Raw genomic sequence first — 22436 nt, 5'->3', positions numbered from 1 at the left:
ATTTCACTTTCCCGCATCATGCGCTAGGCAGCCGGCATGAAGACGGCCGATTGCGACATCCTCATCGTCCCGGGGCTCGGAGGCTCCGACGAGGACCATTGGCAGGCCCGCTGGGCCGGCCGGCTCGCCACCGCCCGCGTGGTCGCCCAGGACGATTGGCACGCGCCGACCCCGGAGGCCTGGTGCGGACGGATCGCCGAGGCCGTCGCGGCCGCGACCCGTCCGGTGATCCTGATCGCCCACAGCCTCGGGGTCGTGGCCTGCGTCGAGGCGGCGCCGCGTTTCGCGCCGGGAATCGTGCGCGGCGCCCTGTTCGTGGCCTGCCCGGACGTCGAGGAGGCGCCCGACCTGCCCGATTCCGTGCGCACCTTCGCGCCGGTACCCCGGGACCCCCTGCCCTTCCCGTCGCTCCTGGTCGCGAGCCGCACCGACCCGTATTGCACCTACGCGCGCGCCGACGACTTCGCCCATGCCTGGGGTTCCCTCACGGTCGATGCCGGCGAATCGGGGCACATCAACGTCGCGAGCGGCCACGGGCCGTGGCCCGAGGGGCTGATGCGGCTCGCCGGGTTCATGAAAGGGCTGTAGGCGCTGCGCGGCGCGTTAACGCGCCATTTACCCTCGCGGCCTCCAGTGTCGGCTTGGGCGGACCTTCGCCCCGAAGGCGCCCCTGGAGAGCACCGTGACGCGTAAAGAGCTTCTGGAACGACTCGACGTGGTCCAGGCCGCCCTCGGGCAGCGGGCCCACATCAACTTCAACAGCTCGCTGTTCAACGACGCCGCGCTCCTGAAGCGCATCGAGGCGTTCGAGGCGAAGGTCGGCGAAGTCGAAAAGCCGAAGGTGGCCGACTACACCGGCAACATGTTCACGCGCATCGCCAACCGCCGCGCCGCCACGGCCGCCGCGAAGTAGCCGCGTCGGCCTATTTCGATTCGGGCTCTGCCGAGCGCAGCAATTCGCCCGCTACGTCGGCCAGGCGCGGCGGCGCTTCGCGCACGAACGGCAGCGGCCGGCAGACGTTGAGGGCGGCCAGCCCGAACCGGGCGGTCATCAGCCCGTTCAGCACGCCCTCCCCCAGCTTGGCCGAGACCCGGGCCGCGATCCCGAGCCCCAGTACCTGCTGCATCACGCTCTCGCCCACCGCCATCCCGCCCGTGATGGTGAGATGCGCGACCGCCGCCCGCGCCAGCCGTAGGAAGCCCAGGAATCCCGGGCGTCCGCCGTAGATGGCGGCGATCCGGCGCAGCAGCCGCACGGCGGCGAAGACTACGAACGCCACGTCGACGATCGCCCGCGGGCTCAGCGCCGTGACCGCCGAGACCTGCTTGGCCGCCGCCGCGATGGCGTTACGCGCCTGCCGGTCGAGACCCGCCAGCAACTCGTGCTCGGCCAGCCCGATCCGGTCGTCCACGTCGAGGATCGCGTCGGCGGCGGCGTCGATCCGGGCGCGGCCGGGCGCCAGGGATTCGCGATCGGCGTAAAAGGTCGAGAGCGCCTGCACCACCGCCTGCGCGCCGGTATGGTCGCGGCTGCCGAGCGCGTCGATGGCCGATTGGCGCAGGCGCTCGATCTTCCGCTCGCGCCGCAGGCCGGCCAGCTCCCGGACGACGATCGCCAGGAGCGCCAGACCGGCCAGCCCGAGCAGGGCGAGCGCCACCCAGCCGAGCCAGGGCGCGGCCTGGAACAGGTCTGCGATCATCCGCTCGATCGACAGGCCGATCCCCAGCGAGACCAATCCCCCCGCCGCGGTCAGGAACAGCGCCCCCCAGGGCGAGCCCCGGCGCGGCGCAACCGGCACCGCGACGCCGTCGGCCGCGTCGACGATCTCGAACGGCTCCTCGAAGATCCGGGCCTGTTCCGGCCGGGGCGCGAGCGGCATCGTGGCCACGCCCGGCCCCGGCGGCGGCTCGGGATTGATCCGGAAGGCTCGGGGTTTCTGGCCTGAGGACATGGCTTACGGCCTCCTGAGGGGGCGGATTGTTTTAGGGTTTGCCCCTTCGGCAAGGACGCTGTTCGCACATCGTTTGGTGCTGGCCGCGACGTGCCCCATCTCCCGTACGGGAGAGGGGACCTGCATCGTGCCCGACGCCGTATGAGCCCGGCGACATGCGCGCGAACGCGGACCCGCCCATCGGTCGCGCGCGCCGCCCAGGGCGATCGAAATACGCGCCGACCGGCTCACGACCGCGGCGCCATCCTGGGCACCCACCCGCCCCATCATCACCCGAGCCTGTCACCGATCAAAAACTGCATCGCCCGGTCCAGCCGGATCTGCGGCAGGTGGCCGGCGCGGCCGAGGCCGTCCGGGCGGATCAGCGGCGGGCGGAAGCGGGGGAAGCGGAGCGACCCGGGGGCGACGGCGCCCTCCAGCACCGCTTCCGCGCGGGCGGGGAGTTCGCCCGGGAACACGGCGGCCTCGCTGTTGCCGTCGAAGACCTCGTCGCCCACCGTCTCGCCGGCCTCGGGCGTGCCCGCGACCGCGCGGAGAACCTCGGAGCCGTCATGAACCGTGGTCTCGCGGGTGGCGCGCACGGAGGCGAGCGCCACGGTGCCGACCCGGGCGCCCGCGGCCTCGGTCCGCCGCATGGAGCGGGAAACCAGCAGGCGCAGCAGCGCGTCGAGCCGGTCGTGGCTGGTCTGGTGGAGGTGGTCGGCCTTGGTGGCGGCGAACAGAACCCGGTCGGCTCGGGGCGCGAACAGCTTCGACAGCACCGTGTTGCGCCCGATGTTGAGGCTGAGCAGCACCGCGTCCAGCGCCTCCTCCAGCTCCGCCAGGGCGGTGGCCCCGGCATCGACGGCGGCGAGCACGTCCACCAGCACGATCTGCCGGTCGACCCGCTGGAAATGGTCGCGGAAGAACGGGGTGACGACCTTGGCCTTGTAGGCTTCGAAGCGCCGCTCCATCAGCCCGGCCAGGCTGTCCGGGGGGATGCTGCCGGTGAGATTATCGAGCGGCGCGAAGGTCAGCGCCGGCGAGCCCGCGAGGTCGCCGGGCATCAGGAAGCGCCCCGGCGGCGTCGTGGCGACCGATTCCGGGCCGGCGCGCAGGGCCGCCAGATAAGCCTTGAACGCGTCGCTGGCGCGCTCGGCCGCGACTTCGTCGAGGGGGCCGTGCGGATCGAAGCCCTTGAGCGCCTCGAGCCACGGCGCCGCCACCGCGGTCCGGCCCGGCCGGCGGGTGCCGTTGATCGTGGCCCGGGACCAGGCGGTGTAGCCGGTCTCGATCAGCGCGAGGTCGAGCAGCCATTCGCCGGGGTAATCGACCACGTCGAGCATCAGGGTCGCCGGCCCGCTGCGCCAGCCTGCGGCGCGCTCGTAGGCGATCTCCAGGCGGAACTGGCTGATCCTGTCGGTGGAGCGCGGCCAGCGCCGGGCCTCCGTGAGGGTGCCGAAATGCTCCTCGTAGGGGAAGCGCGGCACGTCGTCGTCGGGCTGCGGCACCAGCCGGGCGCGACGGAGGCGGCCCTCCTGCGCGGGCGCGAACGCCGGCAGCGCGTGCGCCTCCACGAGGTGGTGGATCAGCGCCGTGGTGAACACGGTCTTGCCGGACCGCGCGAGCCCGGTGACCCCGAGCCGCAAGGTCGGCTGGATCAGCAGGTCGTGCGAGGCTTCGGCGAAGGCTTTGACGGCCGAGCCGGCGCGTGCGGCAAGGTCGGTCAGGGGCACGGGCGGGCTCGTGATCGAGGGAAACTGGCCGCGCACAGGTGGCGCGATTGCAGCCGAACCGCAAGGCTTGCGGTTACGGTGTCGTCGCGTTGGCGGCGGGCGTGACCGGCTTCAGACGGGCGATGGCCGCGTTGACCAGGTCGGGACCTGCCCGGAGCGTGCCGAGTTCCACGGCCGACATCGCCAGCATCACCGGCCCCAGATTCGGTCGCGGCTCGCCGTCCGGCCCGAACAGGTCGAGGTCGTCGGTCGGCTTCAGCCCGACGCTGCCGCTGATCTTCGCGGCATAGGCCTGGATCCGAACCTCGTCGCCCGTGCAGAGCGGAGCCGGCAGGCGCAGGTCGAGCAGGGGCAGCCCGGAGGCGATGGCGGGCAGGAGCGCCGATTCCGCGACCATCCGGTCCGGGCTCGGGACCTTGCGGTCGAGGAGCGCGGCCGGATCCGCGGCGCCGCGGGCAAGCGCCGGTACCGTCGGGGACGCGATGCCGGCGGCGATGTCGGGCACCGGCTGGAGCGTTGCGACCCGGGACACGCGGGGGGCGGGCAGCCGAGCGCCGGCCTTCCCGCCATCCGGGCGAGCGGCGACCAGGGCTGCACCCGCAGGGCCTTGGCCCGGCCCCGGGCCACGCCGCCCGGCCGGTGGGAGGCCAGGAACCGGGCACGCAGGGTCCGGCCTAGTCCCCGGGGTGCCAGGGTCGCCGAGACCGCCGGCGTGGCGACCCCGGTCGCGACCCCCCTGCCCGTCCGACTCGGCATCGCGACCCGGCACTCGGAAGGCGCCCAGCGGCGCACGATGGCGAGGGCGTTGTGCCGGTTGTAATCGCGGACGTAGCGGCGCAGCAGGCTCGCGGCGGCGTCTGCCCCGTCCGCCATCGTGGCGAAGGCGGTGTGGCCCTCGGTATCGGCCCCGATCTCCCCCGACCAGCGGGCGGACTTGATGCACCAGCCGTTGTTGAGCCGGACGCAGCGGGCGACGTAGGGCGGGTTCTCTGCGAGCCGGGCCGTCAGCGCCAGGGACCGCGGCAGCAGGTTGTCGCCGGCCTGCGCGTGCCAGTTGGATACCGACCGGGTGGCGGGATCGAAGCGCGGCGGGGCGGCCTCGGCCGGTGCCGCGGCCATCGGCGGCGCGGCGGCCAGCAGCGCGGCCGCGCGATCCTCCACGGCCGGCACGAGCGCCGGCACGAGGGCCGCCATCAGGACGAGCGCGTTCAACAGCACGCGGACCGGCTCCCACGGTCGCGGTCCTCCGCGGAACGGCGCTGCGTCACGGGTTCAGCACCCTCAGCGCGGCCTCGTGGAGGCGTGGGTCGGCCGCCGCCACGACGCGCCCGCCGCCTGCGGCCGAGCCGCCGTCCCAGGCTGTGACGCGTCCGCCCGCGCCCTCGACGATCGGGATCAGCGCGACGATGTCGTAGGGCTTCAGGCCGGCCTCGACCACGAGGTCGATCTGGCCGGCGGCGAGCATGCAGTAGGCGTAGCAATCGGTGCCGTAGCGGGACATCCGCACGCGGCCCTCCAGATCGCGGAAGCGGTCGGCCTCCTCGCCGCCCGCGAACAGGCGCGGGTCGGTGGTGGCCAGGATGGCCTGGCTGAGTTCTCCGCAGCGGCGGCCGCGCAGGGTGCGCTCGCCGGCGGGGCCGCGCAGGCAGGCGTTGCGGCCGTCGCCGGTGAAGCGCTCGCCGAGATAGGGCTGGTGCATCAGCCCGCGCACCGGCACGCCGTTACGCGTGAGCCCGATCAGCGTGCCCCAGGTCGGCAGGCCGGCGATGAAGGCGCGGGTCCCGTCGATCGGGTCGAGCACCCAGACGCACTCGGCGTCGGTGCGCTCGGAGCCGAACTCTTCGCCCAGGATGCCGTGGCCCGGGAAGGTCTGGGCGATCATCCGGCGGAGCACGGTCTCGGCTGCGCGGTCGGCCTCGGTGACCGGATCGAACGGTGCGCCGCCCCGCGCCTTGTCGTCGAGGCCGAACGCGGCGCGGAAGAACGGCAGGATCGCCTGGCCGGACGCCTCCGCGAGATCGTCCATGAACCGTCCGAGTTCGACGACGCTCATCGGCCCTGCCCCCTGCTCTGCCCGAGGCCCGATAGGGACCTGCCCGGCGCGCGACGAAACCGGGGCCGGGCCCCGGCCGTCAAGCCCTTCGCCCCAAGCCCCTTCGCCCCAAGCTCCTTGGCCGTAAGCTCCTCCGCTTCAAGCCTCACGCCTCCGCGGGTTCCGGCAACCGCGCCTCGGCGCCGGCCGCGGGCGCTGCCGTGCCCGCGATATCCGCCTGCACGGCGGCCAGCACCGCCTCGAGCGCCTCGCGCAAGGACGCGACCTGTCCGGACGCCTCGGTGGAGCCGTCCGGCACGCGCGCCACCCGGTCCGACTGGCCGTTCTGGGCCAGCCACAAGCCGAGCAGGACCGGTACGCCGGGCATCCGCGCCTGCAGCCGCCCGACCAGCCGGCGCAGGTGCGTCGGCTCGCCGTTCAGCGCCAGCGAGACGACGCAGGCCATCCGGGCCGGGCCCGGCTCGAACCGTCCGATCCGCGCCGTGGCGGCGTCTGAGAACGGCACGGTGCGGACGCCGATCCCGCGCTTCTCCAGGATCTGGGCCAGGATCGCGGCCGCCGCGCCGTCGAGGAAGCCGCGTCCGGAGATGCAGAGCACCGCGCCCGCGCGGGTCCAGGCTTCCGGCAGCGCATCCGGGGCCGGGCCGACCGGCATCGGGCTGCAGGCGTGCTCGCCACCCTCCCCCGTGCTTTCGGCGGTGGCGTCGCCGCGCTCGGACAGGTCGGCGATCAGCTCGCCCAGGGCGGTGCGCATCGCGCCCTTCTGCTGGGCGGTCAGCACGCCCCGCGCCGCGTCGCGGGCGGCGAGTTCGAGCGCCTTGAGCACCACCTCGTCGTAGTAGGACGAGAGCGAGCATTGCTGCAGGATCAGCTCGGCATGGCCCAGCACCTCCTCAGAATCGCCGGCCAGGATGCGCTGGTAGAAATTCTGCACGGGCGTGAGCGCCGGCCGGTCGCCGAACAGCACGTCCAGGAATTCGAGATGTTCGACGTGCCGTCCCAGCACCACCAGGCAGACGGTGAGCGGCGTCGACAGCAGCAGGCCCACGGGCCCCCACAGCCAGGTCCAGAACAGGGCCGAGACCAGCACCGCGAGCGGCGAGAGCCCGGTGGACTGGCCGTAGACGATCGGCTCGAACACCTGGCCGGTCAGCGGCTCCAGGATGAGGAACAGGATCGTCACCGCGATCATCATGTTCCAGCCGGGATCGACCGCGGCGGCGAGCGTGATCGGCAGGATCGCCGACAGGAACGCGCCGATGTAGGGCACGAACCGCATCAGCGCCGCGAAGATCGCCCACAGCACCGGGTTCGGCACGCCGATGACGTAGAGGCCGATCCCGATCACGACCCCGAAGGCGGTGTTGAGGGCGAGCTGCACCACGAAGTAGCGGCTGAGGCGCCCGGCCGCGTCGTCGATCGCCCCGGTGGTGCGGTGCAGGTCGCTGGAGCCCGCGAGCCGGATCATGCGGTCGCGCAGGTCCTCGCGCTGCATCAGGACGAACAGCAGCACCACGAAGACGATGCCCACCGTGGCCAGCGGCTGCAGCACCGGCGACAGCAGGGTGCCGAGCGTCTCGAGCGGCCCCGGCTGGGTCGAGGCCACCTCGACCAGGACGGGCTTTTGGCCGGGCCCGGCCTGGTCCAGTGCCGATCCCTGCGCCGGCCCCCGGAGGCCGGCGGGGCGCGGCGCGCGGGCTCCGACCGGCCGGCGCCTTCGCGGGCTCCTTGCCCGCCTCCGCCTCCTTGCCGCCGGCATGGAGCGCCCGGCCGATATTGGCGACGTAATCGGTGATATGGCCCACCGGCGAGGCGCGCAGGCCCTCGATCTTGCGCTCGATGGTGGTGCGGTAGCGCGGGATGTCGCCGGCGAGGTCGGCCGCCTGGATGCCGATCAGCGTCGCCAGGGCGGCCACGATGCCGAGCGTCAGAAACACGCTCACGCCCACCGCCACCAGCCGCGGCAGGCGCAGGCGCCGCAGGCGGTTCACCAGCGGCGTCAGCACGAAGGACAGGAGCAGCGCGATCGCGATCGGGATGAAGATCTCGCGGCCGAAATACAGCACCGCCACGATGGTGGCCCCGACCAGGATCGGCGAGGCCATCGCGGACCGCGGGGTCTCGGCCGCGGTGACGCGCGTGGGGCGCGGCGCAACCAGCGCGCGCTCAGGCTGCGCCCCGACCGGGCTTCTCGTTCCCATGCTGCGATCCACACCCCGAACGCGACAGGCGGGCGCCCGCCGGGGTCGCGGGGCCTCGCGGCATGGGAACGGCACGGGGTCCGAAAACGATCCCGCGCGGCTCGCGGATCCGTTACCCAGAGTTGCGCGCGCTCCGGTTACGCCCCCTGGACCCCGGCCCGGGCCACCTCCCCCACGTCCTTCAATTCGGGGAGCGACCAGCACATCTGCATCACCCGCTTGGCCTGGGCGTCCGGCAGGATCCCGGCGGCGAGGTCGGTGAACTTCGCCTCCAGCTGCGCGTCCGACATCGGCGTCTCGACGCTGCCGATCGCGTGCTCGATCCGGCGGTGGAAGCTGCGCCCGTCGTTCAGCGTCACGGTCATGTCGACCTGCACGGCGTCGATGCCCGGGGTGATCACCGGCACCACCTTCTGGCGCAGAGCCACGACGCGCGGGTCGTTCACGGCCCTGTCGCTGAACTGCTTCTCGCCGCCCGCGCCCTCCACGAGGGCGATCGCGGTCGCGTGGTAGATGCTGAACTTGCCCTCCAGGCCGGTCTTCGGCGCGGTCTTGCCGGTCAGCTCGAGCACCAGCGGGTGGACCTTGAGGTCGACCCGGGCGATGTCCTCCGGCCGGACGTGGTCCTGATCGCGGATCTGCACGCCGGCATCGATCGTCGGGTGCATGACGATCCCGCAGGCGAACGGCTTGTAGGTGTTGAGCAGGGCCTCGTAGCGGGTGCCGAGGCCGTCGATGATCTCGGACCAGTCCTGCTTTGTCGAGATGGTGTTGGCCCAGCCGCGCTTGGCCTCGATCATGCCGTCCGACGACGTGAAGCCCTTCGCGGCCAGGATCGCCGCGAACAGGCCGTTCGAGGCCGCCCGGCCCGGGTTGAAGCTCTTGTTCATCGAGCCGAACGATTCGCGCAGGCCCACCGGCTGCGAGGCGGCGAGCCCCAGCGCGTAGACCATCTGCTGCTCGGTCAGCCCCATCAGCTTGCCGACTGCCGCAGCGGCGCCGAACGGCCCGCAGGTGCCCGTGATGTGCCAGCCGGCATCGTAGTGGTTCGGGTAGACCGCGTTGCCGATCCGGCACTCGGTCTCGATTCCGACCACCAGTGCATCGAGGAAGTCCTTGCCCGAGACCGGCTTCATCTGGGCATAGGCCAGGATCGCCGACGCGACCGGCCCGGCCGGATGGATGATCGTCTTGAGGTGGGTGTCGTCAAAGTCGAAGATGTGGCTCGCCACGCCGCTCAGGAAGGCGGCGTTCATGATGTCGAACCGCTCCGACCGGCCGAACAGCCCGGCCTGCGGCGGCCCCGAGAACGGCTGCAGCGCCGAGACCGCAACGTCCACGGTCTCGTGGTGCGAGCCGCCGATCGCCACGCCGACCCAGTTGAGGAAGCTGCGCACGCCCTCACGGCGGACCGTTTCGGGCAGGGTGTCGTAGGACGAGGCCAGGATCCACTGCGCGAGGATTTTCGTAACGGGCGGCGGCGCCTTGGCGGCCGGCCTCTTCGCGGGGTCGACGGCATCGGCGGCCTGCACCCTTTGCACGGCCGGCGCCGCCAGGGCGAGGCTTGCGGCGCCGATGAGCGCGCGGCGATTGAAGGTCATGGCGTTCTCCCTTGGGGGCGTCCGCAGACGGCGGCCCTGTTGGTCGACACGATACTGAATAAAGTTCGGGTCCGTCAGGGGGGAACGTTTCGTATCTCCGCGCAGGCCCCGCCTGTCCCTGCGCGCGAGGCGCATGAGCGGACTGTGCCCCGGGACCCGGCGCACGACGACGCGCAGCATCCGTGGGGTTCAGCGACGGTGCCCCGGCACGGCGCTCTGCGTGCTGGGTCCCGGATCACCGTCCCCTGACAGGCCCGGCGTCCGGGAAAGGGTGCGGTTCATCGGCCGGGGTGGCGAAGCCGGGCGTCCCTCACACCAGCACCGGCAGCGCGTCCTGCTCGCCGACCCCAAACACCCGGCGGTAGCGGGCGATCTCGTCCTCCGGTCCCTGCGCCTTGGTGGGGTTGTCGGACAGCTTGACGGTGGGGCGGCCGTTCGCCTCCACGACCTTGCAGACCACCGAGACCGGATCGAGTTTGCCGTCCGGCAGGAGGCCGCGGAAATCGTTGGTGAGCAGGGTGCCCCAGCCGTAGCCGATGCGCATGCGCCCGTGGAAATGGGCGTGGATGCGCTCGATCTCGTCGATGTCGAGGCCGTCGGAGAAGATCGCGAGTTTGTCCGCGGGATCGTAGGCGCGCTCTCGCCAGAACCGGATCACCTCCTCGCCGCCCGCGATCGGGTCCTTCGAATCGATGCGGATCCCGGTCCAGTCGCTCACCCAGTCCGGGGCGTTCGCCAGGAAGCCGGTGGTGCCGTAGGTGTCGGGCAGGATGACCCGCAGGTTGCCGTCGTAATCCTCCTGCCAGTCGGCCAGCACCGCGTAGGGCGCGGCGGCCAGCGCCGCATCGTCCTCGGCGAGCGCCGCGTAGACCATCGGCAATTCGTGGGCGTTGGTGCCCACGGGCTCGACCTCCTGCCGCGCCGCGATCAGGCAATTCGAGGTGCCCAGGAATGCGGGGCCAAGTCCCTCGGCCATCGCCTGAACGCACCAATCCTGCCACAGGAAGCCGTGGCGCCGCCGCGTGCCGAAATCCGCCACCGACAGGTCCGGCAACCGCTGCAGCCGCTGGATCTTCTCCCAGACCCGGGTCATGGCGCGCGCGTAGAGCACCTGCAGGTCGAGCTTGCCGAGGCCGCGCAGCACCGCGCGCGCACGGAGTTCGTTGAGGATCGCGAGCGCCGGGACCTCCCACATCGTGGTCTCGATCCAGGGACCGTGGAAGGTCAGCTCGTACTGGCCGTCATGGACCGCGAGCTCGTAGTCCGGCAACTGGAAGCCCTCGAACCACGCGACGAATTCGGGGCCCAGGATCCGCCCCTGGCCGCGGAACACGTTGCCGCGCAGCCAGGTCACTTCGCCCTTGCTGAGCCGCAGGCTGCGGGCGTGGTCGAGCTGCTCGCGCAGCAGCCCGGCATCGACCTCGTCGGCGATGCGGATGCGCTTGGTGCGGTTGGTGATCCCGAAGGTGGTGTCGATCTGCGGATGCCGGCGCAGGATCGTCTGCGCCATCAGCAGCTTGTAGAAATCGGTGTCGAGCAGGGACCGCACGATCGGGTCGATGCGGAAGCTGTGATCGTAGACCCGCTTCGCCAGATCAATCATGCCGTTCGGACTCTTTCACGCGCGCCACCGGCGCAGAGCGCATGCCGCAAGCCGTGACGTCAAGAAGAAGGGCGGCCCGCCGATCTGGCGCGCCGCCCCGTCATCCGCATCGCCAAGTCACACGAGATCAGGCGAGGTCGACCTTCTTGGTCTCGGTCTTGGGGCTTTCGCCGGTGAGCGAGGCCTTCACGTAGCCGTAGAGATGCAGCATCGTGCTGTTGGGGCTGTCCCAGTACTCGCCCTTCTCCGGGTGGACGCGGATCAGCGCGACCTCGGGATCGTTCTTGCCGTTGGGGAACCAGGTCTTCAGGCTCTCATTCCACTTCTCGTCGATCTTGGCCTGATCGCGCACGATCTCGGCCTTGCCGGCGACCGACACGTAGGTCTGGCTCGACGGGTCGGAGTAGGCCAGGTTGATCTGGTTGTCCTTGCTGATCTCGGCCGTCTTGGGCGAGTGCAGCTTGGTGAAGAACCACAGGTCGCCGTTCTCGTCGGCGTCGTTGTTCCACATCGGGCGGCTGTTGAGCGTTCCGTCGGCATCGACGGTGGTCATCATGGCGATCTTCACATCCTTGACCAGCTCGAACAGCTTCTTCGCGCCCTCGTGGTCGCGGTGGTTGCCCTGATGCATGAAACCGATCTCCTTAACTGTCGCCGACGTGGCGTTCGAGTCGCGCGGACGGCCCCCTCCAGGAAAGCGCCGCCCGCAAGTCGCCTCGACAACGGGCGAAGGCCCGCTTGGTTCAGGTGGTTTCGGGATGGTAGCGAACGGGCGGTGGACGGCCCGCTCAGGCTTGGCCGTGGTCGCCGCTCGGGTCTGGCCGGCCATCGCACCGGCCCGGGCTGAGATCGGGTCCGGCGCAGGCGTCCGGATGGGCCGCTCCGGTTCCCGGGCGTTGAAGATCAGGCTGCCCGAGACGCGACCGAACGCGGAGGCCGGTCGCGCGGGGCCGCGGCGTGGAGGTTTGACGCCAGGGTCTGGTGTTCTCGCCTGGCTTAGTTACATGCAGCGGGAACGAGACCTGCTTTCCCCCGGTGGAGGACGATTTGGCGATCACCCGCGACGACGTGCTGCGCGCGCTCCAATCCGTCACCGTCGATGCCGCCGGCACCACCCTGCCCGGCTCCGGCCGGCTCTCTCAGGTCGTGGTCGATCCCAATAACCGCGTGATGTTCTCGATCCTGGTCGATCCGAGCGAGGCCGAACGGTTCGAGCCGGTGCGGCGACAGGCGGAGGGGCGCATCCTGCAGATGCCGGGCGTCTCGGGGGTGTTCGCGAGCCTGACCTCGGAGCGCGGTCCGGGGATGCCCGCGCAGAGCGACGCCGCGGCCCGCCCGGTGACGCCGCCGCCGGTCGCGCCGCCGCGGCCCGGCGCGCCCCCGAACCAGGGTCCGCAAATCGCGGGCGTGCGCCACATCGTGGCGGTCGCCTCCGGCAAGGGCGGCGTCGGCAAGTCCACCACCGCCTGCAACCTCGCGCTGGCCCTGCAGGCCCAGGGACTGAAGGTCGGCCTGCTCGATGCCGACATCTACGGGCCGTCCGTACCGAAGCTGTTCGGCCTGTCGGGCAAGCCGACCGTCGTCGACAACAAGTCCATGGAGCCGATGGTCGGCTACGGGCTGAAGGTCATGTCGATCGGCTTCCTGATCGAGCCCGAGACGGCGATGATCTGGCGCGGGCCGATGGTGCAGTCGGCCATCACCCAGATGCTGCGCGACGTGCTGTGGGGCGAACTCGACGTGCTCATCGTCGACATGCCGCCCGGCACCGGCGACGCCCAGCTGACCATGGCCCAGGCGACCCCGCTCTCGGGCGCCGTGATCGTCTCGACGCCCCAGGACTTGGCGCTGATCGACGCCCGGCGGGGCGTGACCATGTTCAAGAAGGTCGCGGTCCCGATCCTCGGGGTGATCGAGAACATGGCGACCTTCGTCTGCCCGAATTGCGGCCACGCCTCACACATCTTCGGGCATGGCGGCGCCCGCATCGAGGCGCAGCGCCTCGGCGTGCCGTTCCTCGGCGAGGTGCCGCTCGACATGACGATTCGCGAGACCTCGGATTCCGGCCGGCCCGTGGTGGCGACCGATCCGGACGGCCCCCACGCCAAGGTCTACCGCGACATCGCCGCGTCCCTGTGGGCGAACCTCTCGGGTGCCCCGGCCGGGCGCACCGCGCCGAGGATCGTCATCGAGTGAGCGTCTCCCGGTGGATCGCCCGCACGTCCTGGGCCTGATCCTCGCCGGCGGCCTCGGCCGCCGGATGGGCGGGGTCGACAAGCCGCTGATGCGGCTGGTTGGCCGGACGCTTCTCGACCGCGTCGTGGAGAGGCTCGCCCCGCAATGCGGCGCGGGTCTGGCCTTGAGCGCCAACGGCGACCCGGATCGGTTCGCCGGGTTTCCGGGGCCGATCCTGCCCGATCCCGTGCCGGGGCGCCCGGGTCCCTTGGCCGGCCTGCTGGCGGGTCTGGACTTCGCCGCCGTGCGGAACCCGGACGTCACCCATGTGCTGAGTGCCCCCGGGGACGCCCCGTTCCTGCCGGACGATCTCGCCATGCGGCTCGAACCGGCCCTGCGGGACGCGCCGATCGCCCTCGCCGCCTCGGGCGCGCGCGCGCATTACACGGTGGCGCTCTGGCCGGTCGGGCTGCGGGCGGATCTGCGCCGCGCCCTGGTGGAGCGGGACGAGCGGCGGGTCGGGGCGTTCATCGCGCGCCACGGCGCGGCGACCGTCTCCTGGCCGACGGAGCCCCTGGATCCGTTCTGCAATCTCAACGCGCCCGACGACATGGCGGCTGCCGAGGCCGCGATCCTGGCCGGCCTCGGGCGCGGCTGAGCCCGGCCTCAGGCCCGGCGCGCTTGCCAGCGTGGATAGAGGATGCCGAGGGCGAGGCCCCCGAGGACGAGACCGGCCGCGCCGAGCTTCCAGCCCGGCAGCGTCTCACCGAGCCAGACGGCGGATCCGGCCATCCCGAAGACCGGTACCAGCAGCGCGATCGAGACGATGCGCGCGGCGGGGTGGCGGGAGAGCAGCCATCCCCAGACGGCGTAGCCGAACAGGGTATTGCCCACGGTTTGCCAGATCACCGCCCCCCAGGTCGCCGCATCGGCATTCTGGAGGCCGGCGCGGATCGCATCCCAGCCTTCGAGCAGGAAGGACAGCGCGAAGAGCGGCGGCGCGGAGAACAGGCTGGCCCAGACCACGTAGGGCAGCATCGCGCGGACGCCGCTGCGCTTCGCCGCGACGTTGCCGCCGGCCCAGCTCGCCGCCGCGAGGACGATGAGGCCGAGGCCAAAGGGCGTCGTGGCCCCGTCGGCATGCAGCGCGATCACGCCGATGCCGGCCGCCGCCAGTGCCAGGGCGGCCCATTGGTAGCCAAGGACCCGCTCGCCGGTGAGCCGGATCGACAATCCGATCGTGAAGAACACTTGGACCTGGATCACCAGCGACGCGAGGCCGGGGGTGATGTGGCCGCGCATGGCGATGAACAAGAGCCCGAACTGCCCGGCCCCGATCAGCAGCCCGTAGGCGGCGAGATTGCGCCAGGCGACGTTGGGCCGGGGCATGAGGAACACGCCGGGGCACGCCGCCAGCGTGAAGCGCAGCGCCGCGAACAGCAGCGGCGGCAGGTGGTCGAGCCCGATCCGGATCACCACGAAGTTGGTACCCCAGACGGCGACCACCGCGACGGCGAGGCAGAGGTCCCGAAGCGGAAGCGTGGCGGTTTGCATGGCGCGGCAACCTCACAGGCCGCGCGCGTCCTGCCAAGGGACAATCGTCCCATCGGTACGCGGACGTGTCCGCCCGGGCGGGCGGACACGTCCGGTCGTTTCAGGCCGCTTCGCCGACCGTCGCCTTCACGATCTTGTCCGGGGAGCGCGGCGGCTCGCCCTTGTTGATCGTGTCGACCACGTCCATGCCGTCCACGACCTTGCCCCACACCGTGTACTGCTTGTCGAGGAAGCGCGCGTCGTCGAAGCAGATGAAGAACTGCGAGTTCGCCGAGTGCGGGAAGTTGGTGCGGGCCATCGAGCAGGTGCCGCGTACGTGCGGCTCGGCGTTGAACTCGGCCTTCAGGTCCGGCAGCTCGGAGCCGCCCGAGCCGGTGCCGGTCGGATCGCCGGTCTGGGCCATGAAGCCGTCGATGACCCGGTGGAACGGCACGCCGTCGTAGAAGCCCTGGGCGGCCAGCGTCTTGATCCGCTCGACATGGCCCGGGGCGAGGTCGGGGCGCAGCCCGATCACGACGCGGCCCTTGGTGGTCTCGAGGATGAGGTTTTCGGTGTCGGCCATGGTAGGTCCTTCCTGTTGGTGAGAATGTAGCGGCGCCCACCCGATCCGGCGAGCGCGGCGAAACGGTCAGGCCGGCGGGCGGTAGACGAACCGCAGGGCTACGGGCCGCCCCGCGATCGCCCGGCCGAGGCCCGGGGTGATCCGCGCCGGCATGCACCCGGTGAGCGCGTCCAGGGTCGCCCGCACCAGGCTGCGGCGCCGGCCGGTCTGGAAACCCGCGGCGTAGGTGATGCGCGGGCGGCCGATCAGGCTGCCGTCGCGCCGGAGCGACAGCCGCGCGGTGATCTCGATATCGGCTGCCCCGCCGTCGGGCCGCCCCAGCCCTGCCGGCGGCTGCCAGCAGGCCGCCAGCACCGGGTAGAGTTCGGCCAGGGTATCGGCCGCCCGGGCCGGCCGATGCGCGAGCGGTACCGCGACGGTGCCGCGCAGGGTCTGTGGCAGGCTCAGCGGATAACCGCCGCCGGGCGCGTACGCGTAGCCGCCATAGGCTGAGACGCCATCATAGGCGCGCGCCGTGGCCGGGGCGAGGGCGAGCGCGCCGAGGAGGGCCAGCCGGTGCCACATCGGCGAGGGGCTACTTGGCCTTCTCGGCCAAGGTCATGCGGACGATCTTGTCCGGATCCTGCACGGCGCCGCCCGGGGCGCCGGGGGCGGCCTTCTTGATCCTGTCGAGCACGTCGAGCCCGTCCGTGACGTTGCCCACGACGGTGTACTGCTTGTTCAGGAACGGCGCGTCGCCGAGGCAGATGAAGAACTGCGAGTTGGCCGAGTTCGGATCCGAAGAGCGGGCCATGCCCACCGTGCCGCGGCGGAACTCGGCCGTCTGCGAAAACTCGCCCGGGATGTTCGGCAGGCTGGAGCCGCCGGTGCCGTTGCCCTTTGGGTCGCCGGTCTGGGCCATGAAGCCGTCGATCACCCGGTGGAACTTCAGGCCGTCGTAGAAGCCCTGGCCGACCAGCGTCTTGATCTGCTTCACGTGCTTCGGGGCGAGGTCCGGCCGCAACGCGATGGTGATGCGCCCGTCCTTGGTGTCGAGAAAGACCGTGTTGGCGTCGGCGGCCCGGGCGGCCGGGACGGAGCCGAGCGTGAGGGCGAGCGCGAGGAGGGCGTGGCGGCGATTCATCGGGTTCCTTCCAGAAAGGTCAGAGGATCAGGCTGTGGTGGCGAAGCGCTGCCGGAGGCGGTCGGCGACGGCCGCCGGCACGAAGGGCGAGACATCCCCACCCATGCCGGCGATCTGGCGCACCAGCGTCGCGGTGATCGGGCGCGCCTGCGTCGAGGCGGGCAGGAACACGGTCTGCACCTCCGGCGCCATGGCGCCGTTCATGCCCGCGAGCTGCATCTCGTAGTCGAGATCCGTGCCATCGCGCAGGCCGCGTATGAAGATCGACGCCCCGCAGCGCCGGGCCGCCGACACCGCAAGGTCGGCGAACGTCGCGATCTCCAGCGTCGCGCCCTCGGCCTGGGCCACCGGCCCGCAGGTCTCGGCGAGCAGGGCGGCGCGCTCCTCCGCGGAGAACAGCGGCGCCTTGCCGGGATGGACGCCGATGGCGATCACGAGGCGGTCCACCAGCCGGCAGGCTTGGCGGACCACGTCGAGATGGCCGTTCGTGACCGGATCGAACGAGCCGGCATAGAGGGCGGTGCGCGTCATCGCGGCCCGACCTAGAGCATTTTTGCGCGGGACGGAACCTCGGGCTGTGCGGGCCGAAGCCTCAAACCTCTTCGGTGCCGTCCTCGGTGCCGTCCTCCGGACCAGCCTCGATGCCGCTCTCCAGGCCGGCCTCGGCGCTGCCCTCGTCCTCTCCCACGATGTGCTCGACCGACACGACCTTCTCGTCCTTGGCGGTGTTGAACACGGTGACGCCCTGCGAGGCGCGGCCGACGATGCGGATGTCGTCCACCGGCACCCGGATGAGCTGTCCGCGGTCGGTGACCAGCATGATCTGGTCCGTCGCCTCCACCGGGAAGGAGCCCACGAGGCTGCCGTTGCGGTCGTTGACCCGCATGGCCGTGATGCCCTTACCGCCGCGGCCCGAGGTCCGGTACTCGAACGACGAGGACCGCTTGCCGTAGCCCCGTTCGGACAGGGTGAGCACGTATTGCTCTGCCCCGCCCATCTCGGCGTAGCGCTCCTGCGAGATCGCGGCGGCCTCCGCGCTGTCCTCGGCCTCGACCTCGGCGCCCTCCTCCACCTCGCCAGTGACGGCGCGGCGCATCTTCAGGTAGCCGGTCCGCTCCTCGGCGCTGGCGTCGAAGGCGTTCAGGATCGTCATCGAGATGACCCGGTCGTCCTTGGCCAGCAGGATGCCGCGCACGCCGGTCGAGTCGCGGCCCTTAAAGACGCGCACGTCCTCGACGGGGAAGCGGATGCACTGCCCCATCGCGGTCGTCAGCAGCACGTTCTGGTCCGGCCGGCAGATCTCGACATGGACGATGTGATCGCCCGGATCGAGCTTCATGGCGATCTTGCCGTTGCGGTTCACCTGGACGAAGTCCGACAGCTTGTTGCGCCGGACGTTGCCGCTCGCGGTGGCGAACATCACGTCGAGGGTTTCCCAGGACGCCTCGTCCTCGGGCAGCGGCATGATCGTGGTGATGCGCTCGGAGGTGTCCTGCAGCTGCAGGATGTTCACCAGCGCCTTGCCGCGGGCGTTCGGAGCGGCCATCGGCAGGCGCCAGACCTTCTCCTTGTAGGCCTGGCCCTGGCTGGAGAAGAACAGCACCGGCGTGTGGGTGTTGGCCACGAACAGGCGGGTGACGAAATCCTCGTCGCGGGTCGCCATGCCCGAGCGGCCCTTTCCGCCCCGGCGCTGGGCCCGGTAGGTCGAGAGCGGCACGCGCTTGACGTAGCCGGCATGGGACACGGTCACGACCATGTCCTCGCGGGCGATCAGGTCCTCGTCCTCGACGCTCGAATCGAAGTCGACGATCTCGGTCCGGCGCGGGGTGGCGAATTGCTGCCGGACCTCGATCAGCTCGTCCGTCACGATCGCCTGGATGCGGGCGCGTGAGCGCAGGATGTCCAGGTAGTCGGCGATCTCGTCGGCGAGCGACTTCAGCTCGTCCCCGACCTCGTCGCGGCCAAGCGCCGTGAGGCGCTGCAGGCGCAGGTCGAGGATGGCGCGGGCCTGGGTCTCGGACAGGCGATAGGTGCCGTCCTCGGCGACCCGGTGGCGCGGGTCGTCCACGAGCGCGATCAGCGGCGCGATGTCGTGGGCCGGCCAGTCGCGGGCCATCAGGGCCTCGCGGGCGGTGTTCGGGTCCGGCGAGGTACGGATCAGGCGGATGACCTCGTCGATGTTGGCGACCGCGATGGCCAAACCGCACAACACGTGGGCGCGCTCGCGGGCCTTGCCGAGCAGGAACTTGGTGCGCCGGGAGACGACCTCCTCGCGGAAGTCGACGAAGGCCTGGAGCAGGTCCTTCAGGTTCATCAGCTCCGGCCGGCCGCCGTTGAGGGCGACCATGTTGCAGCCGAAGGAAGATTGCAGCGGCGTGAACCGGTAGAGCTGGTTCAGCACCACCTCGGCCATGGCGTCGCGCTTGATCTCGACCACGATGCGCATGCCGCTGCGGTCGGATTCGTCGCGCAGGTCCGAGATGCCCTCGACCCGCTTCTCCTTCACCAGCTCGGCGATCTTCTCGACCAGCGTCGCCTTGTTCACCTGATACGGGATCTCGGTGAAGATCAGCGCCTCGCGCTCCTTGCGCAGCTCCTCGACATGCGACTTGGCGCGCATGATCACCGAGCCGCGGCCGGTGGCGTAGGCCTGCCGGGTGCCGGCGCGGCCGAGGATCATCCCGCCCGTCGGGAAGTCCGGCCCGGGAACGATCTCGGTCAGCTGCTCGATGGTCAGCCCGGGATCGCCGATCAGCGCCACGCAGGCGTCGATCAGCTCACCCAGATTGTGCGGCGGGATGTTGGTCGCCATGCCGACCGCGATGCCGCCGGCGCCGTTGGCCAGGAGGTTCGGGAACCGGGCCGGGAGGACCTTGGGCTCCTCGCGCGATTCGTCGTAGTTCGGCTGGAAGTCGACGGTGTTCTTGTCGATGTCGGAGAGCAGCGCGGTCGCGGGCTTGGCCAGGCGCGATTCGGTGTAGCGCATGGCCGCCGGCGGATCGCCGTCGACCGAGCCGAAATTGCCCTGCCCGTCGATGAGCATCAGGCGCATGGAGAAATCCTGCGCCATCCGCACCAAGGCGTCGTAGATCGATTGGTCGCCGTGCGGGTGGTACAGACCGATCACGTCGCCCACGATGCGGGCCGACTTGACGTATTTCCGCTCCGGCAGGTGCCCGGATTCGAAGGCGGAATAGAGGATGCGCCGGTGCACCGGCTTCAGGCCGTCGCGCGCGTCGGGAAGCGCGCGACTCACGATCACGCTCATGGCGTAATCGAGGTACGAGCGGCGCATCTCGTCGGTGATGGAGACGGGGCGAATGTCGCTGGCGGGCGGGGGAGCGCCAGTCGGATCGGTCTCGGCCAAGGAAGTATCCGTTATCGGGCCCGGAGGGGCGGTGCTGGCGACCGTCCGGATGGCGCGCGGGGCGCCCGGACGGCCTTGCGGAACAGCAGTGATATCAGGTGGTTAAATAAGCTTTTCCGGGCCCGGACACAAGGCCGCGCCCCGGCCCGATCCGGCCGGGGCGCGCGCTGCACGCGTCAGTAGAACGTCGGGTGCCGCGGGCCGAAATGCCGGCGGTACGCGACGGGGCGCCGGTGCCAGTGATGGCGGTGCCAATGGTGGCGGCGGTGCCAGTGATGGCGCCGGTGGTGCCAGTGCCGCCGCCAGTGATGGCGCCGGTGCCAGTGGCGCCGGTAATGCCACCGGGCGAGCTGCACCGTCGGGGCGGGGCTGCCGCCTCGGCGGTCGCCAGGACCGGCAGGGGCGCCGCGCGCGCCGGGGCGTCGGCGAAGCCCCGATCAGCGCCGCGAGCAGGACCAGGATAGGCCAGGGTCGCATCGTCTCTCTCCCGTTTGAGGACCCGGAGCGTCCAGCCGATCCGGGCCGGCACGATCAGCGCGCCGTGGCCAGGAACCGCCAAGGTCGGCAAACGGTTCGATCCGGTCTGACTGCGCAGACGGTTGGGGTCTGCCGTCCCGGTTCCCTTGCGCCGGCCGCCGGAACGCCCACCTCGGGCGGAAGCACCTCCGCGTCCCACCCCTCCCGAAGAGCCTCCATGCCGTTCGCCCTCCCCGACGCCCTCCGGGCATTCCTGCCGCGCCGCTTCCGCGACCGCCGCCCGCGGGTCGCCGTGGTCCGGCTGTCCGGCACGATCGGGGCGGTCTCGCCGATCCGCCCGGGGCTGTCGATCGGCGGCGTCGCCGGCAGCCTGGAGCGGGCCTTCACGATGCCGGGGATCAAGGCGGTGGCGATCGTGATCAACTCGCCGGGCGGCGCCCCGGCGCAGTCGCACCTGATCCACCGCCGCATCCGGGCCCTGGCCGACGAGAAGAAGCTCCCGGTCGTGGCCTTCGTCGAGGATGTGGCGGCGTCGGGCGGCTACATGATCGCCTGCGCGGCCGACGAGATCGTCGCCGACCCGACCTCGATCGTCGGATCGATCGGGGTGGTCTCGGCCGGCTTCGGCTTCCAGGGTCTCCTGGAGAAGATCGGCATCGAGCGTCGGGTGCACACCCAGGGCGAAGCCAAGTCGATGCTCGACCCGTTCCGCCCGGAGGACCCCGCCGATGTCGCGCGCCTGAAGCGTCTCCAGGCCGACATCCAGGACCTGTTCACCGGCCTCGTCACGAGCCGGCGCCCAACCCTGTCGACGTCGGAAAACCTGTTCACCGGCGCGGTCTGGACCGGGCGTCAGGCGGTCGGCCTCGGGCTGGTCGACGCGCTGGGCGATATCCGCTCGACCATGCGGGCGCGCTTCGGCGACACGGTCGACCTGCGGCTCGTGGCCGAGGCCCGGGGCGGGTTCCTGTCCCGCCTGCTGCGCCGGGGCGGGGCCCCGGTCGGCATCGCCGAGGAGGCGGTGGCCGCGTTGGAGGAACGCGCGGCCTTCGCCCGCTTCGGGCTCTGACGCCGGGGGCGCCTCAGCCCCGTCCGGCGCGCCGGGCCGAGACCCGCGCCAGGGCGGCCAGATCCTTCTCGCCGTCGCCGTAGCTGATCGCCTCGATCAACCCGTCGCGCAGGACGCTGGCGAACGGCATCGGCACGCCCGCGCCCTCCGCCGCCTGGAGCGCCAGCCGCACGTCCTTGGCGCCGAGCCTCAATCCGAAGCCCGGCGGCTCGTAGCGGTTCTGGGAGATCGAGGCGCCGTAGCCCTTGTAGACCGGCGAAGCGAACAGCGTATTGGTCATCAGGTCGAGGAAGTCGGCGCCCGCGACCCCGTGGCCTTCGCTCAGCGCGCAGGCCTCGCCCATGGCCTCGATCGCCGAGATCAGCATGAAGTTGCCCGCGAGCTTGACCGCGTTGGCCCGTGACGGTTCGTCGCCGAAGGGCCAGGTCTTGGCGCCCATGGCGTCGAGCAGCGGCGCGGCGCGCTCGAGCGCGGTCGCCGCGCCGGCCGCCACGATGTTGAGCTTGGCGGCCTCGGCCACGTCCGGCCGCCCGAAGACCGGTGCGGAGACGTAAGGAACGCCCGCCCGCTCGTGGATTGCGGCGAGCTGCCGGGCGAGCGCCACCGAGATCGTGCTCATGCCGATATGCACGCCGGGGCGCTCCGGCTGGTCGAGCAGGCCGCCGGCGACGATCACCGACTCTAGGGCCGCGTCGTCGGCCAGCATGGTGACGACGGCATCCCCGGCGAATGCCTCCGCGGCGCTCGCCACCGGGGTCACGCCCTCGATGCCGCGGGCGCCCTCGGGCGAGCGGTTCCAGGCCCGGACCCGGTGGCCCGCCCGCGCGAGGTTGGCGGCCATGCCGCGGCCCATCCGCCCCAATCCGATGAATCCGACGTCCATGCCGCGCTCCTCGCTGTCGTTGCCGCCGTGCCGACCCGGGCCGGGCCCCCACGGCGCAGGCGGGGATTTGTCCCGATCGCCGGGCATGGCAAGCTCGCGCC

General features: G+C 71.5%; 20 protein-coding genes and 1 pseudogene. 5 read left to right on the top strand and 16 right to left on the bottom strand.

The window, feature by feature from the left end:
• The first annotated feature begins 36 nt into the window (after nt 1–36).
• Both FVA80_RS04825 and FVA80_RS04820 read left to right on the top strand, forming a co-directional pair.
• Nucleotides 37–588 (top strand): alpha/beta hydrolase, encoded by a 552-nt coding sequence (locus FVA80_RS04825; protein WP_147909641.1) that lies wholly within the window; start codon nt 37–39, stop codon nt 586–588.
• Between the two features lie 94 nt (nt 589–682).
• Nucleotides 683–913 carry a hypothetical protein gene (locus FVA80_RS04820; protein WP_147856450.1) on the top strand — a complete coding sequence of 77 codons (231 nt, stop codon included), beginning with the start codon at nt 683–685 and terminating at the stop codon, nt 911–913.
• Nucleotides 914–923: 10 nt separating this feature from the next.
• Here the strand turns inward: FVA80_RS04820 and FVA80_RS04815 are convergent, their stop codons facing one another.
• The 9 genes and pseudogenes from FVA80_RS04815 to FVA80_RS04780 all read right to left on the bottom strand — a co-directional run bounded on the left by FVA80_RS04815 (nt 924) and on the right by FVA80_RS04780 (nt 11756).
• Nucleotides 924–1952, bottom strand: a complete 1029-nt coding sequence (locus FVA80_RS04815; RefSeq protein WP_147909642.1) for a TIGR01620 family protein — start codon at nt 1950–1952, stop codon at nt 924–926.
• A 269-nt stretch (nt 1953–2221) separates the two neighbouring features.
• Complete coding sequence (locus FVA80_RS04810; protein WP_147909643.1) at nt 2222–3667, bottom strand: YcjX family protein; 1446 nt, start codon at nt 3665–3667, stop codon at nt 2222–2224.
• A 73-nt stretch (nt 3668–3740) separates the two neighbouring features.
• Nucleotides 3741–4199, bottom strand: a complete 459-nt coding sequence (locus FVA80_RS31010; RefSeq protein WP_246692263.1) for a hypothetical protein — start codon at nt 4197–4199, stop codon at nt 3741–3743.
• Between the two features lie 732 nt (nt 4200–4931).
• Nucleotides 4932–5720 (bottom strand): histidinol-phosphatase, encoded by a 789-nt coding sequence (gene hisN / locus FVA80_RS04800; RefSeq protein WP_147957783.1) that lies wholly within the window; start codon nt 5718–5720, stop codon nt 4932–4934.
• Nucleotides 5721–5865: 145 nt separating this feature from the next.
• Nucleotides 5866–7326 (bottom strand): AI-2E family transporter, encoded by a 1461-nt coding sequence (locus FVA80_RS04795; protein ID WP_348644625.1) that lies wholly within the window; start codon nt 7324–7326, stop codon nt 5866–5868.
• 268 nt (nt 7327–7594) lie between these two features.
• Nucleotides 7595–7825, bottom strand: a pseudogene (locus FVA80_RS32105) (AI-2E family transporter); the annotation flags it as partial.
• Nucleotides 7826–8058: 233 nt separating this feature from the next.
• Nucleotides 8059–9522, bottom strand: a complete 1464-nt coding sequence (locus FVA80_RS04790; protein WP_147909647.1) for an MmgE/PrpD family protein — start codon at nt 9520–9522, stop codon at nt 8059–8061.
• Nucleotides 9523–9832: 310 nt separating this feature from the next.
• Nucleotides 9833–11125 (bottom strand): nicotinate phosphoribosyltransferase, encoded by a 1293-nt coding sequence (locus tag FVA80_RS04785; RefSeq protein ID WP_147909648.1) that lies wholly within the window; start codon nt 11123–11125, stop codon nt 9833–9835.
• Nucleotides 11126–11252: 127 nt separating this feature from the next.
• Nucleotides 11253–11756, bottom strand: a complete 504-nt coding sequence (locus tag FVA80_RS04780; RefSeq protein ID WP_147856598.1) for a pyridoxamine 5'-phosphate oxidase family protein — start codon at nt 11754–11756, stop codon at nt 11253–11255.
• Between the two features lie 416 nt (nt 11757–12172).
• On the opposite strand from FVA80_RS04780, the gene apbC reads away from it, so the two are divergent.
• Together apbC and mobA are read left to right on the top strand one after the other, a co-directional pair.
• Nucleotides 12173–13321: an iron-sulfur cluster carrier protein ApbC gene (gene apbC / locus FVA80_RS04775; RefSeq protein WP_147909655.1), complete on the top strand. Its 1149-nt coding sequence runs from the start codon at nt 12173–12175 to the stop codon at nt 13319–13321.
• A gap of 64 nt (nt 13322–13385) precedes the next feature.
• Nucleotides 13386–13958 (top strand): molybdenum cofactor guanylyltransferase MobA, encoded by a 573-nt coding sequence (mobA, locus tag FVA80_RS04770; protein WP_246692493.1) that lies wholly within the window; start codon nt 13386–13388, stop codon nt 13956–13958.
• Between the two features lie 8 nt (nt 13959–13966).
• Here mobA and FVA80_RS04765 read toward each other — a convergent pair whose 3' ends face one another.
• The 6 genes from FVA80_RS04765 to gyrA all read right to left on the bottom strand — a co-directional run bounded on the left by FVA80_RS04765 (nt 13967) and on the right by gyrA (nt 19906).
• Nucleotides 13967–14854 (bottom strand): EamA family transporter, encoded by an 888-nt coding sequence (locus tag FVA80_RS04765; RefSeq protein ID WP_147909649.1) that lies wholly within the window; start codon nt 14852–14854, stop codon nt 13967–13969.
• Nucleotides 14855–14954: 100 nt separating this feature from the next.
• The gene (locus FVA80_RS04760) at nt 14955–15416 is read right to left on the bottom strand and encodes a peptidylprolyl isomerase (RefSeq protein WP_147855449.1); all 462 of its coding nucleotides are present in this window, start codon (nt 15414–15416) and stop codon (nt 14955–14957) included.
• Nucleotides 15417–15482: 66 nt separating this feature from the next.
• Complete coding sequence (locus FVA80_RS04755) at nt 15483–15980, bottom strand: hypothetical protein (RefSeq protein WP_147909650.1); 498 nt, start codon at nt 15978–15980, stop codon at nt 15483–15485.
• Nucleotides 15981–15990: 10 nt separating this feature from the next.
• Nucleotides 15991–16539, bottom strand: a complete 549-nt coding sequence (locus FVA80_RS04750; RefSeq protein ID WP_147909651.1) for a peptidylprolyl isomerase — start codon at nt 16537–16539, stop codon at nt 15991–15993.
• 27 nt (nt 16540–16566) lie between these two features.
• Nucleotides 16567–17070, bottom strand: a complete 504-nt coding sequence (gene coaD, locus FVA80_RS04745) for a pantetheine-phosphate adenylyltransferase (protein ID WP_147909652.1) — start codon at nt 17068–17070, stop codon at nt 16567–16569.
• Nucleotides 17071–17131: 61 nt separating this feature from the next.
• Nucleotides 17132–19906, bottom strand: a complete 2775-nt coding sequence (gyrA, locus tag FVA80_RS04740) for a DNA gyrase subunit A (RefSeq protein ID WP_147909653.1) — start codon at nt 19904–19906, stop codon at nt 17132–17134.
• A 694-nt stretch (nt 19907–20600) separates the two neighbouring features.
• Between gyrA and FVA80_RS04730 the strand changes: the two genes are divergently transcribed.
• Entirely contained in the window at nt 20601–21452 is an 852-nt protein-coding gene (locus FVA80_RS04730) for a S49 family peptidase (protein ID WP_147909215.1), read from the top strand.
• Between the two features lie 13 nt (nt 21453–21465).
• Here the strand turns inward: FVA80_RS04730 and FVA80_RS04725 are convergent, their stop codons facing one another.
• On the bottom strand, nt 21466–22335 hold the full coding sequence (locus FVA80_RS04725; protein WP_147909214.1) for an NAD(P)-dependent oxidoreductase: 870 nt from the start codon (nt 22333–22335) through the stop codon (nt 21466–21468).
• Nucleotides 22336–22436 lie beyond the last annotated feature (101 nt).

Source organism: Methylobacterium sp. WL1, assembly GCF_008000895.1.
Taxonomy (GTDB): Bacteria; Pseudomonadota; Alphaproteobacteria; order Rhizobiales; family Beijerinckiaceae; genus Methylobacterium.
This window is presented reverse-complemented; position numbering and strand designations above follow the sequence as displayed.